The sequence below is a fragment of the Butyrivibrio sp. INlla14 genome, assembly GCF_900102515.1.
Classification (GTDB): Bacteria; Bacillota; Clostridia; order Lachnospirales; family Lachnospiraceae; genus Butyrivibrio.
The window spans coordinates 73,676-89,844 of the sequence record NZ_FMVS01000006.1 but is presented as its reverse complement, the minus strand read 5'-3'; the positions used below and the strand labels follow the sequence as shown (position 1 = coordinate 89,844).

12 protein-coding genes are annotated in these 16,169 nt (G+C 41.6%); 1 reads left to right on the top strand and 11 read right to left on the bottom strand.

What is annotated here, in order from left to right; all coding sequences use genetic code 11:
• Positions 1-261: 261 nt before the first annotated feature.
• From rsmB to recJ, 6 genes are all read right to left on the bottom strand, one after another.
• A complete protein-coding gene (gene rsmB, locus BLO53_RS04990; protein ID WP_092059391.1) occupies positions 262-1,614 on the bottom strand; it encodes a 16S rRNA (cytosine(967)-C(5))-methyltransferase RsmB in 1,353 nt (450 codons plus the stop codon).
• Between the two features lie 30 nt (positions 1,615-1,644).
• Positions 1,645-2,637 carry a methionyl-tRNA formyltransferase gene (gene fmt, locus BLO53_RS04985; RefSeq protein ID WP_092059390.1) on the bottom strand — a complete coding sequence of 331 codons (993 nt, stop codon included), beginning with the start codon at positions 2,635-2,637 and terminating at the stop codon, positions 1,645-1,647.
• A gap of 26 nt (positions 2,638-2,663) precedes the next feature.
• On the bottom strand, positions 2,664-3,158 hold the full coding sequence (def, locus tag BLO53_RS04980) for a peptide deformylase (RefSeq protein WP_092059389.1): 495 nt from the start codon (positions 3,156-3,158) through the stop codon (positions 2,664-2,666).
• Between the two features lie 134 nt (positions 3,159-3,292).
• Positions 3,293-5,551, bottom strand: a complete 2,259-nt coding sequence (gene priA / locus BLO53_RS04975; RefSeq protein ID WP_092059388.1) for a replication restart helicase PriA — start codon at positions 5,549-5,551, stop codon at positions 3,293-3,295.
• A gap of 78 nt (positions 5,552-5,629) precedes the next feature.
• Positions 5,630-7,123, bottom strand: a complete 1,494-nt coding sequence (locus BLO53_RS04970; protein ID WP_092059387.1) for a UDP-N-acetylmuramoyl-L-alanyl-D-glutamate--2,6-diaminopimelate ligase — start codon at positions 7,121-7,123, stop codon at positions 5,630-5,632.
• A 246-nt stretch (positions 7,124-7,369) separates the two neighbouring features.
• Positions 7,370-9,292: a single-stranded-DNA-specific exonuclease RecJ gene (gene recJ, locus BLO53_RS04965; protein WP_092059386.1), complete on the bottom strand. Its 1,923-nt coding sequence runs from the start codon at positions 9,290-9,292 to the stop codon at positions 7,370-7,372.
• 245 nt (positions 9,293-9,537) lie between these two features.
• Between recJ and BLO53_RS04960 the strand changes: the two genes are divergently transcribed.
• A complete protein-coding gene (locus BLO53_RS04960; RefSeq protein WP_092059385.1) occupies positions 9,538-10,017 on the top strand; it encodes a DUF2798 domain-containing protein in 480 nt (159 codons plus the stop codon).
• Between the two features lie 95 nt (positions 10,018-10,112).
• Here BLO53_RS04960 and secD read toward each other — a convergent pair whose 3' ends face one another.
• The 5 genes from secD to BLO53_RS04935 form a co-directional block, all read right to left on the bottom strand.
• Positions 10,113-12,377, bottom strand: coding sequence for a protein translocase subunit SecD (gene secD, locus BLO53_RS04955; RefSeq protein WP_092059384.1), 2,265 nt, complete (start codon positions 12,375-12,377; stop codon positions 10,113-10,115).
• A gap of 15 nt (positions 12,378-12,392) precedes the next feature.
• On the bottom strand, positions 12,393-13,832 hold the full coding sequence (scfB, locus tag BLO53_RS04950; RefSeq protein WP_092059383.1) for a thioether cross-link-forming SCIFF peptide maturase: 1,440 nt from the start codon (positions 13,830-13,832) through the stop codon (positions 12,393-12,395).
• A 147-nt stretch (positions 13,833-13,979) separates the two neighbouring features.
• Positions 13,980-14,126: a six-cysteine ranthipeptide SCIFF gene (gene scfA / locus BLO53_RS04945; RefSeq protein WP_013281386.1), complete on the bottom strand. Its 147-nt coding sequence runs from the start codon at positions 14,124-14,126 to the stop codon at positions 13,980-13,982.
• Between the two features lie 92 nt (positions 14,127-14,218).
• Positions 14,219-15,505 carry an HlyC/CorC family transporter gene (locus BLO53_RS04940; RefSeq protein WP_092059382.1) on the bottom strand — a complete coding sequence of 429 codons (1,287 nt, stop codon included), beginning with the start codon at positions 15,503-15,505 and terminating at the stop codon, positions 14,219-14,221.
• Positions 15,502-16,167: an HAD family hydrolase gene (locus BLO53_RS04935; protein ID WP_092059381.1), complete on the bottom strand. Its 666-nt coding sequence runs from the start codon at positions 16,165-16,167 to the stop codon at positions 15,502-15,504. The genes BLO53_RS04940 and BLO53_RS04935 overlap by 4 nt, the downstream gene beginning before the upstream one ends.
• Between the last annotated feature and the right edge of the window lie 2 nt (positions 16,168-16,169).

The window sequence follows — 16,169 nt, the reverse complement described above, 5'->3', positions numbered from 1 at the left end:
TTCCCATCAAGCATAGTACATGCTATTCTCTTTAGATTACAAATCCGCGTGTATCTAGCTCAATTCTCATGTGCAAGCACATAAACATATGACTTTGTGTCCAACGTATATACGCATGGCTCCTCTTCGTTCTCGCCATGCTACGAACATTCGGAAATCGATATACTCATTTCATTCGTATATCTTTTTTCCTCATGTTCGTTCGGTCTTCAAGGTCATATGTTGCTATGTGCAAGCACATCAACATATGACTTTGAAGACCTATATACGTTTTAGCTTTGCGATAAAGAATCCGTCTGTTCCGAATTCACCAGGGATCAGCTGGATATAACCCTTTTTGGCGCTCTTCTTAAGAGGTTCTGGCAGATTATCTGTGATATCAACCAGCTGGAAAGGCAGTTCATCGCAGATTCTCTTAACCATTTCTTCATTCTCCTGGCTGTTAACAGTGCAGGTCGAATAAATGAGTGTTCCTCCAACCTTCACATAATCCCAGGAGGATTTGATGATTTCCCACTGGAGCTTTGATAATTCCTCAAGGCTCTGTCTCTTTATATTGTGCTTAATGTCATTCTTGCGTCCCAAAATTCCAAGGCCAGAGCAGGGAAGGTCCAAAAGAAGGACATCTGCTGCGTTCTTTAACTCTCCATCATGAAGTCTTGCATCGTGAACCTTTGTGTTAATATTGCTAAGACCCAGTCTCTCGGCATTTTCTTCAATAAGTTCAATCTTGCGTTCCGATACGTCCCTTGAAAACACCTTGCCATCCGGGAAAACAAGTTCTGCAGCATGCATGCTCTTTCCGCCTGGAGCTGCGCACACATCCACAACAGTCTGCCTGTTCTGCGGGGATGCGATTTCCATTACCAGCATGGAGCTTACATCCTGAATAATGTATTCTCCTTCTTTAAATCCAGGCGCATAGCGGATGTTGTCAGTCTTTTCAAGTTCAAGAGCATATGGCAAAAGAGAATTGACTTTAACACTAATTCCTGCATCCGTCAACTCTTTTACTACTTCCTCTACGTCCTTGCTCTGGGGAAGCCCCCTGGTAACACGGACTGTAGTAGGCCTTGGGTCCAAAAAGAACTTAAGCATTCCCTCTGTCTTATCAAAGCCGTATCTTGCAACCCACATCTCGCAGAGCCACTCAGGCATTGAATACATCACAGAAAGATATCTGATGCCGCCTTCCTCTGACTTGTCCGGATACTGGATCTTGTCCTTATTTCTGGAAATATTTCGAAGAACTCCATTTACAAAGCCCTTAAGTCCAGTAAATTTGTGCTTGCCAGCTATCTTCACAGCTTCATTACAGGCAGCACTGTCTGGCACTGAATCCATGAACATGATCTGGTAACAGCTCATTCTCATAAGACTCCTGATAAGTGGCTGCATCTTGCTACATGGTGTCTTTGAAAAAGAATCAAGTATGTAGTCTATCTGTATGTTTCTCTCAAGACATCCTTCAGTGACTCTCTTGATAAAAGACTTATCTCTTGTCTCAAGGTAGTCATACTTTTCCAGGGTGTCCTTTAAAAGGGATGGCTTTCTATTGCCATCCCTGTCATATTCTATCAGTATATTAAGAATTATCTCTCTAATATTTACCATTTAAATCCTTCTTCCCCCCGAAAGAAATTATCATCCAAGCTTTAGCCCAACTTCCAGCTTGTAACCAAGGAGGAAGTCTTTTACTGCCATCCTCTTTTTACCCTCAAGCTGAACCTCGAATATCTGAAGGAAATCCCCTCCAGTAAGGACAACAAAAGAATCCTTAAGAACTGCTGCAACAGAGCCGGTTTCATTTTTCTCTATGAGTGCTGTTCTAACATCATCCTTAGAATCAGCTATCTCTTTTACCATCTTGTCAAACTCAGAGGTCAAAAGAGTCTTCGCTTTCCAGATCTTAAAAGTCTTGCCCCCAAGCTTTGTAAAAGCAGAAGGCCATGGATCAAGGCCTCTTACAAGATTGCGGATAGTTTCAGCATCCTTGGAAAAGTCAATTTTGCCCATGTCCTTGCTGAGTTTTCCACATTTTGTAGCCTTTTCTTCATCCTGAGGAACAGGTGTAAGCTCGCCTTTCTCAATCTTAGGAAGGGCATCAACTATAAGCTCTCCGCCCAGAACAGCAAGTTTATCAAATAATCCGCCGCCAGTCTCATCCTCTGTTATAGGAATTGTTCTCTGGATCAGGATATCTCCGGTGTCCATTCCAGCAGCCATCTGCATGATTGTAACTCCAGTTTCCTTCTTGCCATCTATGATGGACTGCTGAATAGGAGCAGCTCCTCTGTACTCAGGAAGGAGGGATGCATGGATATTGACGCATCCAAGCCTTGGTATATCAAGGATTTCCTGTGAAAGGATCTGTCCAAAGGCAGCAACCACGTAAATATCTGCATCGTACTTTTTAAGTTCAGCCACATTTTCAGGAAGCTTTATCCTGACTGGCTGAAAAACAGGTATGTTGTGCTCAAGAGCGCAGGCCTTAACATCAGAAATCTGAAGTTCACCACTCCTGCCCTTGGGCTTATCTGGCTGAGTCACCACAAGTAGCACCTCATGACCAGCTTCTATTATCTTTTCAAGTGCAGCCCTGGCAAAATCCGGGGTGCCCATAAAAACTATCTTCATGTAACAACTGCCTTTCAGTTTTTAATTTATTCTTCTTCCTCTTCTGCGTCAGCCATAAGCTCCTCGTTGTCCACAAGGTCACCTTCAACCTTCTCAACATACATATGGCCATTAAGGTGGTCATTCTCATGAAGGATTGCTCTTGCCATCAGTTCCTCGCCTTCAACGACAAACTCATTTCCATCAAGATCCATTGCCTTAGCCTTTACATAATTAGGTCGAGTTACAATTCCTGACTTGCCTGGAACTGAAAGACATCCCTCATAACCAGTCTGCTCACCACTAGTCTCAAGAATTTCAGGATTGATGAATACCATTGGATCTTCGCCAGTGCAGTCAATAACAAATATTCTCTTTAAAATTCCAACCTGTGGAGCAGCAAGGCCTACACCATTTGCCTCATACATTGTCTCAAACATGTCTGCCACAAGTTCTCTTATTCTAGGTGTTATCTCTTTAACTTCCTTGCAGTTCTTGGCAAGGACATCATCACCATATTCTCTTATTGTTCTAAGTGCCATTTATTTCTTTCTCCTCATTATTTATTGCTATTGTTTTTGTTTCTTTTTTGGTTTTATTCTGAACACACACTTATTTATTACATAGTATAACATGATGTAGGTACCAAAAGAAAATTTTGACATCTGGCCCAAGATCAGAATCCATTCACCGGGTCAAAATCAAACTGAACGGATATGCCTTTCATCTGGCCAATGTCCTCAAGGCCTCTGATATATTTTTCAAGCAAATCTTTGTAAGTAATAAGTCCTTGATAGTCATCCATTTTAACATAAACTGCCATTCTGTAAACATCATTTATCTTGCCAATGGCTGCCGCAGCAGGCCCGATAAAGACTACGCCTTTTTGCCCTTGTTGCTCCATGATAGCGCGAAGTCTGGTGGCAAATTGCATGCCTTTATCCTCGTCGCTGCTCATTATCTGCACAGACATCATATGAGCTATTGGCGGGTAGCGTAGCAAATCCCTGTAGGCAATCTCTTCCTCGTAAAAGCCCTCGTAGTCTTGTTTGGAAGCAGCAACAATCGCATAATGCTCCGGGTCATAGGTCTGGATTACCACGTTTCCTTCCTTTTCCCCGCGTCCTGCTCTTCCAGCAGCCTGAGTTATAAGCTGGAAGGTTCGCTCGCTGGCTCTATAGTCGCTTGCATATAAAGACATGTCTGCAGCAAGAATACCCACAAGAGTAACATCCGGGAAATCGTGACCTTTTACTATCATCTGGGTTCCCACAAGCACATCTGCCTCTTTAGATGCAAAAGCAGAAAGAATCTTATCATAGCTTCCCTTAGTCCTTGTGGTATCAGCATCCATCCTAAGTACCCTGGCCTGGGGCCAGAATTTCTTTACCTCGTCCTCTATCTGCTGGGTACCAGCTCTAAAGGATGAAACATATTTAGATCCGCACTTGGGACAGATCTTCCTCATAGGCTCCTCGTAGCCGCAATAGTGACACACCAGCTTGCCTCCTCTGTGCTCCGACAAAGAGACATCGCAGTGAGGACATTTAAACACATGTCCGCAGGATCTACAGGATACAAAGCCAGCAAGGCCCCTTCTATTTATGAACAGCATTGCCTGCTCGCCCTTTGAGAGCCTATCCTCCATAAGTTCCTGAAGTCTTCTGGAAAAAATAGATCTGTTTCCGGTTCTTAATTCTTCCCTAAGGTCCGCAATTTCAACTTCTGGAAGAGTTCCACCTGTTAGTCGTCTCTTTAGCTCAAATAAATGATACTGCCCGTTCTTGGCTCTATAGTAGGACTCAAGAGATGGAGTAGCTGAGCCCAGGACAACACTTGCTCCTTCTGGCACAAGTTTGGCAAGCTCTATAGCTGCCTCTCTTGCATGATATTTAGGCATGGACTCACTCTTGTAACTGGATTCATGCTCCTCATCTATAATTATTATCCCGGTGTTTGGAAATGGTGTAAAAAGAGCTGATCTGGGGCCAATAATGATATCTATATCACCAGTTCTTGCTCTCTCCATCTGATCAAATTTTTCACCTGGGGAGAGACTTGAATTCATAACTGATACTCTGTCACCAAAGTGCCTGTAAAATCTCATAAGAGTCTGGTAAGTAAGCGCTATTTCAGGGATAAGAACTATAGCCTGCTTACCCCGTTTTATTACTTCATCTATAAGCGCAATATAGACCTCAGTCTTGCCGCTTCCGGTGATACCGTGGATAAGATAGGTATCTCTTTTACCCTGGTCCATATCTGATATTACACTGTCAACTATTCCCTGCTGTTCACTACTTAAAACCTTCTCGCCATATCTTGAAGAATCGCCTGCAACAGGTTTCCTGTAGTACTCCTCTTCTTCAATCCTTAGAATTCCCTTATCGGCAAGACTCTTTAAAGTAGCTGCCGTAACGTGGAGCTTATTGGTTATAAGCTCATAGGGAATCTTATCCTCCGGCGTAGCAAGGATTTCAGCCATGATCCTCTCTCTGGCCTTTTGCTTTTTAGCTACGCATTCGTGGTAATACTCAGTTGCTTCCCTCAGATTCATCCTAAGAGAAACAAACTTTCTCACCTTTTTATCCATCTTCTTGGTAGCCGGGATAACAGTCTTGAGAGCTGCGATCATAGTGGATCCGTAGTATCTCTTCATCCAGGCTGCGAGCTTTATTGAAATATCCTCTGCTGACAGGTTATCTTCAGGGATACTTACAATTTCCTTTATCTTGGCCGGATCCCAGTTTGCTTCATCAGTAAGTTCCAGAACATAGCCCTTTCTCAAAGTGTTTCCTCTTCCGAATGGCACGTCAACAGGAGAGCCTACTTCTATCCTATCTCGTAGCCTCTCCGGAATCCTGTACTGAAACAGTCTGTCGACCTTTTCATGGGATATGTCTATTATTATGTTTGCATACTCGCATGAAGTCATATTTCTGGTATCATCACACTCCTCAAACTCTAATATAACCCCCTGAAAAATCTTACCATATTAATGAAACGGACTAAATTATTTTTCATTGCGCTCTGCGAGGATTTCCTGGATGATGACACGCTCATCCATAGGGTATTTAACGCCCTTGATCTCCTGGTAGTCTTCGTGGCCCTTGCCGGCAAGAACAATGATGTCACCCTGCTCGCCATGATCTATGGCATATCTTATGGCTTCTTTTCTGTCTGTGATCTTGATGTACTTGCCATCAGTTTTCTTCATGCCTGTCTCAATATCATCCATGATTGCTTCTGGTTCTTCATATCTTGGGTTATCAGAAGTGATAATAGTGAAATCAGAATACTTGCCTGAAACTTCACCCATCTCAAATCTGCGGAGTTTACTTCTGTTACCGCCGCATCCGAATACACTTATCAGTCTGTTTGGATGGTAGTCTCTAAGAGTTGTAAGAAGACTCTTAAGGGCCATTGCATTATGTGCATAGTCGATCATAAGAGTGAACTCATCAGAAACCTTGACCATTTCAATTCTGCCCTTAACCTTGGCTTCCTTGAGCGCTGGAGCGATTTCCTCAGGTGTGCAGCCAAGCTGGTTAGCAACTGCAATTGCACAAAGAGCATTATAAACACTGAACTTTCCAGGAGTCTTGATCTCTGCATGCATGTTGATAAGTCCCTCTGTGTCAAAGAAAACTCCCAGTTCTCCTGGCTTTCTGATGTATGCAAGGTTGATTGCCCTAAGATCAAGGCCTTCACCAAATCCGTAAGTATAAGCCTTACAGGTGTGTCCCTCCAGAATATCCTCTGTGTGTATATCATCTCCATTACAGATACCGATCCTGCACTGTTTGAACAAAAGACCTTTGCAGCGCATATAGTCTTCAAAATCTGTATGCTCATTAGGCCCAATATGATCTGGTTCAATATTCGTAAAGATTCCAATGTCAAAGATAAAGCCCTGAGATCTATGAAGCATAAGTCCCTGAGATGAAACTTCCATAACTACGCAGTCGCAGCCAGCCTCTACCATTTTGGCCATGTATTCCTGAAGTGTAAATGACTCAGGTGTTGTATTCTCAGCATGGATATGCTCATCGCCGATTATTACCTCAATAGTTCCAATAAGACCGCACTTATGACCGGCATTTTCCAGCATGTTCCTGATAAGATATGTTGTTGTGGTCTTGCCCTTTGTACCTGTGATACCGATTGTCTTGAGCTTGCTTGCAGGGTTTCCAAAATATGCTGCTGAGATAAATGCCATAGCATATCTTGTATTCTCAACTCTTATAACTGGAAGGTCGCATCCCTCTGGAAGATCAACCTCTCCCTCTACTACAATTGCGCCTGCCTTTTTCTCATAAGCTTCTGCTGCGCAGGAGTGACCATCAAAGTTTGCTCCCTTGATACAGATAAAAAGAGATCCCTCAGATATCTTTCTGTTGTCATTAACAACATCCTTAATCTCAATATCTTCTGCACTTAATCTCTTGTCTGTGTTGCCTTCTGTAATAGTATAATTGAGCCTTTCTAATAATTTTGACAGTTTCATACCAGTACCTCCATGATAAAAAAACTTAATTTTTAAGTTAGTTAAATGTAATTAATTTAAGCTAATTTTTAACTAATTTTGATTAATTCTAATTTTTATATTTTTTTCACATTTTATTCACATTTTTTTGTTAATATAATTTACATGAAGTGAGTGTAACAACTCACTATCTCCCCCTCATAAGAAACCGCAGACACACGCTTATGCGTGTGTTTTTGTGGTTTTAGGGGTTATTTTTTTGCTCATTTATAGATAGTCATTCATAACAATCTGCAGACTATCTCTTCCCTGATAACTATTAATATCCGGATAATAAGCAATGCTGACCTTCATACTGCCATCTGTATTTCCAAGATATAGATCATCTACAGCTTTCTGTCCATATTTTTCTCTCAGATAGTCATGCCATTTATCCATGTCTCCAAAATACATCATATCATATATAAGGCCACCCTCGTCTGTTACGCGGTATTTCCCACAATTCTTGTTCTTACCAAGAATTCTGCCAGATAATAAAGCCACATCTCTCTGAGCAAAAATAGGTTTAGCGTTGCCATTTCCGAAGGGTTCGAGCTTCTCAAATTCCCTGACAAGATCCAGAGAAGCGTATTTAAGAGGCATTACCATATCCACATGAAGAACCGGTACAAAGTCTCCCTGAGAAAGCTTACAGTTCTCATTAAGTCTTCTCCTGAGTTCCTTAATATTTTCCTCAGGAAGAGAAAGACCTGCCGCCATTTTGTGTCCACCAAATTTTGTAAAAAGATCTTTGCACTTAGAAAGTTCCTCGTACATATCGAACTTTTCTATAGATCTGCCAGACCCCTTAACTCCGCTGTCAGCCGCCTTAGTCAGAACAATCGTGGGCCTGTAATATTTCTCTTTTACCTTGCCAGCAATTATTCCAGCGATAGACTCATGTACTTCAGGAAGATAGATAACAAGAACCTTGGGTAGTTCTCCAGTCTCTTCAATTTCCTTCTGAACATATTCACAGGCACTATCAACGCCCAGCTTGGTCATATCCTTACGATTATCATTGAGCTGCTTTAAAATAGCTGCAGTGATGGCAGCCTTACCTTCATCATCAGAAAAAAACAGTTCTAAGGCTCTTGTTGCCAGGTCAAGCCTTCCTGTAGCATTAAGACATGGGCCGATCACAAAGCCGTAGTGATAGCAGGATATCTTGCTCTCATCCAGGCTATTCTGGTGGATGAGGGCTTTTAAGCCAAGGTTTCTGGTTCCTTCAATAAGTTCAAGAGATTTCTTGACTATAACCCTGTTCTCATCCTTAAGTTCCATAACGTCGCAGACAGTAGCAATTCCTGCAAAGATCAGCATCTCTTTAAAGTAATTTGCCAGTTTCTCATAATCTCCATCTATGTCTGCTCTAGCGTCAGGCATATTCTGTCCTGCCTTATCATTCTTGCCAGCTCTAGTCCCATACAAATCCTGGGCTGCATTATAACCCGTAGCAAGCTCAGCAAGAACCTGTATGAATTTGTAAGCCACAACTGCTCCACAGATTTCTTTAAAAGGATAATCTCCCTCCTGACGCTTAGGATCTATAATTGCATCTGCAGGTGGAAGGATTTCTATCCTAGCCTCTAAATCGCTCTCATCACTTTCTAACTCAAAAGGTACTTCATGATGATCAGTGACAACTACCGTCATACCTTTCTCTTTGGCATGTGCAATCTGCTGCGCAGCAGCAATACCATTGTCACAGGTAATTATGGTATCAACACCTGCTTCAAAGGCTTCGTCCACAAGTTTGATGCTAAGTCCATATCCATCTTTGACCCTGTCAGGAAGAACACAGTCCACATCTCCCTTAAGAAGTCTGAGTCCAGATGTAAGAATGAAGGAAGAACATATCCCATCTACATCATAGTCTCCAATAACACGAATCTTGGCGCCAGCATTGATTCTATCAAGCATAACCTGTGCGCCTTTCTCCATGTCTGCCATTTTCCTGGGATCATGAAGCATCTCAAGTCCGCCCTCAAGATATGCTCTGACCGCCTCGTCATTGCAGTCAATTGTCTCTGTTTCTCTGCTTCTAATAAGCCTGTTAGCAATAAGCCTTGCTGTAATGTCTCTAATACCAAACTCTTTGGATAATCTATTAAAATCGGCTTTTTTATTAGCCACCATCCATTTTGCCATAAACTTCCTCATTTCTATATATTAAATAGTGCGTATTACCTTGCACACACTGCTATATTATACCTTATTCTCACAGATTTTAAAAAATTACTATTACATCAAATTCCTTTTTCTGCTATAATCCCTTCTTGTTGCAATTTTTATAGAAGAGAAAAAGCTGGTAACATTGGAAACGCACACCACCTGGTGATAACGAACAACACGCTTATGATCTTCCCCACGGTATCATGAAAGGAGAAGAGAACATGTTACCACAGAACAAATTTCAAGAAGTTATTTTTACATTCGTTATGGCCTTTGTAATGGTCTACGCCATGATCTGCTATAACATTTCACTAAACGTTGGCGGAATGCAGAATTTCGTTTTTCTTGCAGCCTTTAAAGAGATGCTGATCATGTGGCCCGTTGCCATTGTATTAGAGCTTTTATTTGTAGGAAAGCTTGCCCAGATTCTGGCATTTAGATTTGTTACACCTGGTAAAGATCCTATGATCATGATGATCTTGGCCATTTCAGCTATGTCAGTATGCCTTATGTGCCCACTTATGAGTCTTGTTGCTACAATTCTTTTTAAAAACGCTGGTTCACAGTTTGTTGCTGTATGGCTTCAGACCACAGCTTTAAATTTCCCAATGGCTCTCTGCTGGCAGATTTTCTTTGCTGGACCTCTTGTAAGAAATGTATTTGGTTTCTTTGTAAAGACATTCTCTAAAAAAGATAAGTAATAAAAGATAGAATCTAAAGAAAAAAGCCGGAAACAGGTGATCTTAAATCTCCTGTTTCCGGCTTATATTTTTTATTTCAAATTACTAAGTTCTCATCAAGCCTTCTTAGCAAAGAATGTGCTGAACTTTGTCTTAAGATCATACCACATTGGTGATGCAATGAAGATAGATGAATATGTACCGCAGATTACACCAACCATAAGAGGAAGGGCAAATGCCTTGATATCAGCAACACCAAATACGTAAAGTGCACATACTGTAAAGAATGTTGTAGCTGATGTGAACAAGCTTCGTGTTACTGTCTGTCCTACACTGCCATTAACAAGTTCTGCATATTCCTTCTTGCTGTTTGCATTAGCAAGGTTCTCACGGATACGGTCGAAGGTAACGATTGTATCGTTGATAGAGTAACCGATGATTGTAAGAACTACAGCGATGAAGGTATTACCAACAGCAAATCTTGTAAACGCATAGGATACGATAACGATAAGTGCATCATGTGCAAGAGCAATGATAGCAGCTGTACCGAACTTGATATCCTTGAATCTGATCCAGATGTAGATCAGCATGCATACAAGTGATACTAAAAGAGCGATGATAGCATCTACTCTCATCTCGCTACTGATAACTGAGCTGATTGTCTCAGCTGCAATGTTGTCAGCAGATACGCCGTAATTGTTAACAAGTACATCCTCAACAGCCTCTCTCTGAGCAACTGTAAGAGTTGATGTCTTGAAGATAACCTGATTTGTTCCAGTAACTGTCTGAATTGAGATCTGGTTGATGCCAGCAGCCTTTTTAATATCTGCTGCAACTGTTTTCTCAAGATCTGCAAGTTCCTTGGCTTCATCAAATGTAACTGTTGTTGATGTACCACCAACGAAATCAAGTGAGTAGTTGAAAGCTCCCTTGCCCTGTGCGCTGTTAACGCCCATAGCTATAAGTCCTGCAACTACGATAGCGCATGATACTCCGTAGAATACCTTTCTCTTTCCAACAAAATCAAACTTAGGAGCAGCCTTAGCCTTGCCATAAAGAGCAGGATGTGTAAGGCCGATTCCATAGAAGATAGATGTGATCAATCTTGTAATAACAAGGGCTGTGAACATTGAAAGAACAATACCAAACATAAGAGTAATAGCAAATCCCTTGATTGAACCTGTTCCTAAAATGAAGAGCCAGAACGCAACAATAAATGTTGTAACGTTACCATCAATGATTGATGAAAGTGCCTTGTGATAACCAGCCTTTCTAGCTGCATCAACATCCTTGCCACCTGCAATCTCTTCCTTGATACGAGAGAACACAAGAACGTTAGCATCAACCGCCATACCGATTGAAAGGATGATACCTGCAATACCAGGAAGTGTAAGTGTCTGGTCAAATGCTGACAGCATGAATACCATAAGTCCTGAGTAGAATGCAAGTGCAAGTGTTGCTGAAAGACCAAGTATTCTGAAGAAGACGATCATGAACAATGCAATAAGACCAAATCCAACAGCTGCTGCAATAAGTGAAGTTCTGATGGCATCTGAACCAAGCTGAGCACCAACTACGTTAGAACGAAGTTCGTTAAGCTGAAGCTTAAGTCCACCGATACGGATATTAGAAGCAAGCTGTGAAGCATCTTCATAATCTGACATTCCTGTGATAACAGCCTTGCCATCTGTGATAGCTGCCTGAACTGTAGGAACGCTGATAAATCTTCCATCATAGTAGATACCAATGCTCTCGTTGTTAGCAAATGCCTTGGTTGTTGCATCTGCAAAAGCCTTGGCTCCATCTTCTGTAAATGTAAGAGATACTACAGGCTCGTTTCCGCCATAGGAATCCTGCTGATATACAGCCTGTGCTGACTCAACGTCTGAACCTGTAAGAACAATAGAGCCATCAGCCTGAAGCTCTTCAATTGTCTTGTTAAGCTCGTATGTATAGAAAAGACCATATACTGAATCGAGCTTCATCTCATAGTTTGCGTTACCCTCAGAATCTGTCTGAGCAATAAAGTAAAGGTTACCAGGCTGTCCAAGCTCTTCCAATATAGCATTGGCATCTGATACACCAGGGATCTCAATGTTAATTCTGTTAGAGCCTTCCTGATATACAAGTGACTCTGTGCTGTACTGATCTACTCTCTGCTGAAGTTTGTAGATAGTATCTGCCATGTCTTCCTTATCAGGGTTCTCTTCCCCAACAACTTCGTAAGTGATGCTGACACCACCAGCAAGATCAAGTCCAAGAGGAATACTCTCAAGTGAACCTGATTTGTCTTCGCCAAGTCCTACAACTGCTGAATACCCAAGACCCCCAAGGAGCGCCAGCATCAGGATCAGAGCGAATACTGATTTTAAGCGTTTCATACTAAAAATCCTCCGTTAACCTTCTTCTTCGGCTAAAGCCGCTTTTATCATAATGGCACATTCTATGCGCTTTCTCTGAAGCTCACAGCCGTGCTTATATGTCGTATTGATATCCCCATTAAAGTTGTATGCATTAGCTGCACAACCGCCACTACAATAATATCTGGCAAAGCACTTCTCACACTCAGGGCGAGAATATACGTTGCTCTTCTTGAACATTTCTCTGATGTCATTGCGAGTAATTCCATCGTAAACATTACCCATAATGAAATCTTCATTACCAACAAACTGATGGCAAGGATAGAGGTCACCCCAAGGTGTTACTCCAAGATACTCGCATCCTGAACCACATCCTGAAAGCCTCTTAGCTACACAAGGGCCACCCTCAAGATCAATGTTGAAGTGGAAGAAATTAAAGCCTCTTCCTTCCTTGTGTCTCTCGATATAGAACTTGGCAAGCTTGTCATACTCTTCGCAAAGCTTTGGAATATCCTCATCCTTAAGAGCATACCAGTCTTCAGGCTTGGCTACAACTGGTTCTACAGAAATTTGCTTGAATCCAAGATCTGCAAGATGCTTGACATCCTCAGAAAAATCAAGGTTATTGTGAGTAAATGTGCCTCTTACAAAGTATCTGAGCTGGTGACGACTCTCTGCAACCTTTTTAAACTTAGGAACAGTATCGTCGTAGCAACCCTGTCCTCCCTTTCTAGGGCGCATGAAGTCGTTGACTTCCTTACGTCCATCTATAGAAAGAACTATGTTGCCCATCTCTTTGTTAACATAATCAAGGATCTCATCATTAAGAAGAGTTCCGTTTGTTGTAATTGTAAATCTGAAGTTCTTGCCAGCTTCCTTCTCAATGGATCTGCCGTATTCTACGATCTTCTTGACAACTTCCCAGTTCATAAGTGGTTCGCCGCCAAAGAAGTCTACCTCAAGATTACGTCTGTTTCCTGAATTCTTCACAAGGAAGTCAAGAGCAGCCTTACCAACCTCTTCTGTCATAAGTGCTCTTCTGCCGTGGTACTCACCCTCATCAGCAAAGCAGTACTTACATCTAAGATTACAATCGTGGGCGATATTAAGGCAAAGAGCCTTAACTACAGTGTCACGATTCTGAAATTCATCTACATAATTCTCATATACATCATCAGTATAAAGAACTTCTGATGCTCGAAGCTCTAATATCTCCTCTAAAGCTTCTCTTAGTTCATCCTGAGAATATTTCTCATTGATATCTGAAACTGTCTTAACTTCCTCAAGGAGCCAGTTAAGCTCAGCCTCCTCTACTCCGTTATTATCCTCAGCAGCTGCAGCAGTTCCATATTTCTCCTGCAGTTTGTTCTCTACAACCTCAATGAGGTCAAAAACAACGTCATCCACAACATGAACTGAACCACTGTTTACGTCCAGAACAATGTTATAGCCGTTGTTCTTATAAGCGTGAATCATAAAAACTCCTATTTCTAAAACCTAAAAACTTTTGTACAGTTACATAAAGTTAGGCAGCGACAAAGTCGCTGCCCGCCATGACTAAATCATGTGTCCGGGATAAACTATGATGCTCTTCCCGGAATATCTGTAACCGGTTACTGATAATTACTTGCTAAGCTGTTCGCAGCTCTGATTTCCTACTGTGCAGGAAGTCTTGCAAGCAGACTGGCATGATGTCTGGCACTCGCCGCATCCGCCCTTCTTCATTGATTCCTTAAGATTTCTTGTAACTAATGACTTAACATGTTTCATAATTGCCTCCTACTTGAAAATCTGGTAACAAACCATTTTTCGAGTTTTTCATCAATTTACTATAACATATTTCCTTAAATTTATAAAGAGTTTTATTCTTTTGTTTCTGCATCTGTATCGGCTATAGCTTTGGGTGCGACAGACATAAGCACTTTCGTAATCCTGTTCCTCTTGATGGCCCTTGCAGTAAGGGTTATTCCGTTATCAAGATTAACAGTTTCTCCGTAACCTGGAAGCCTGTCAAGATTCTCGATCATAAGACCACCGATAGAATCGTAATCCTCAGAGTCAAGTTCTGTTCCCAGGGCATCATTTATATCATCAAGCTTCATGTTGCCCTCAACAAGATATCTTCCTCCGCCAAGATCCTTGATAAGCTGAGCCTCATCTGAGTCATACTCATCTCTGATCTCACCAACAATTTCCTCCAAAAGATCCTCTAAAGTGATCATACCTACGCAGGTTCCATATTCTGACAAAACAAAAGCTACATTTTGAGACTTTTCACGCATCTCCATCAGAAGATCTGCAGTCTTTTTGTATTCATAGGTATAATAAGCTTTTCTAAGATTATCTGTAACCTTGAAATTGTCCTTATCCTGCAAAAGGATCATGTCTTTTACATTTATAAGACCAATGATATTATCCTGTTCATTTCCCTCGTACACAGGAATTCGGGTGTACATATCCTCCTTGAAGACCTTCATGACTTCGTTGTAGTCCGCTTCCGAACTTACGCAGCTCATGTCGATCCTTGGGATCATGATATCCTTGGCTACTGCATCAGAGAAATCAAAGACATTGTAAATGATTTCTTTTTCTCCAGTCTCAATAACACCGTCCTCGTGACTTACATCAACATAGGTCTTAAGCTCATTTTCTGTCATAGCCTGCCTATTCTGTACGTCAATTCCAAGGATTTTCAGGATTCCTGAGGCTATCCCGTTTACTATAAAGCTGACAGGAGTGGTAATCGCAATGACAAAAAAAACTATCTTGCAATACCAGAGCGACATATTCTCCGCATAAGCTGTAGCCACAGTTTTGGGCAATATCTCGCCTACTATAAGGACCACAAGAGTAAGGACTCCTGTACCAATTCCTACAGCAAAGCTTCCCCAAAGATCCGTGACAAAAATAGTCATGAGAGCTGATGCGCTCAAATTAACAATATTGTTTCCAATTAGGATCGCTGATAGCATCTTCTGGGTATCATCGCAAATCTTCAGCACCTGTTTAGCTCTTTTACTACCCTCATCTGCCAGAGCCTTTATCTTGACTCTGTTTACGGTCATAAAGGCCGTTTCTGCAGAAGAGAAAAAAGCTGAAAGAAGCACTAATACCACAAGCACTATCAGCCTTACTAAATGAACGTTCAAGTTTCTTCCTCCTGTAATACATCAAGTATCTGCATAGGATCAGTTACAAATATGTTCTTCTCAGCTCCCGCTGCTAAAAGTTCTTCCTTGGTCCTAAAGCCCCAGAGGCAGGATATGCATCTAAGCCCGCTATTTACAGCTGTCATGTGGTCTACCTCAGAGTCTCCTACATATATGCAGTCCTCTTTTCTGGCGCCAAGTTCCTTCATAGCTTCCATGACAGTGTCAGGAGCAGGTTTTTTGCGTATTCCTGCTGATTCACCAATTGCTACAGTAATGAATTTACTAAAGTAGAGGTCATTGAGCTCTTTTACCGCGTTCATATATTTGTTGGAAACTATAGCAAGCTTGTAGCCTCTGTCATGTAGCTCTTTTAAAAGGTCCATGATATGTGGATAAGGCCCTGTCTTGTCATTGCAGTGAACAAGGTAATATTCCTTGAAACAGGAAAAGACTTCCCCAAATGCAGGATTCTCCTTGCCCCCAGGAACAGAAAGCTCCATGAGTCTCTCTACTCCGTTTCCAACAAAATGTCGTATTTCTTCTAGTGTCCTCTCTGGCATTTCAAATCTGTCAAGAGCGTAATTAACGCTATCCATCAGGTCTTCCAGTGTGTTAAGAAGCGTGCCATCAAGGTCAAATATAACAGTATTGCATTTCATAA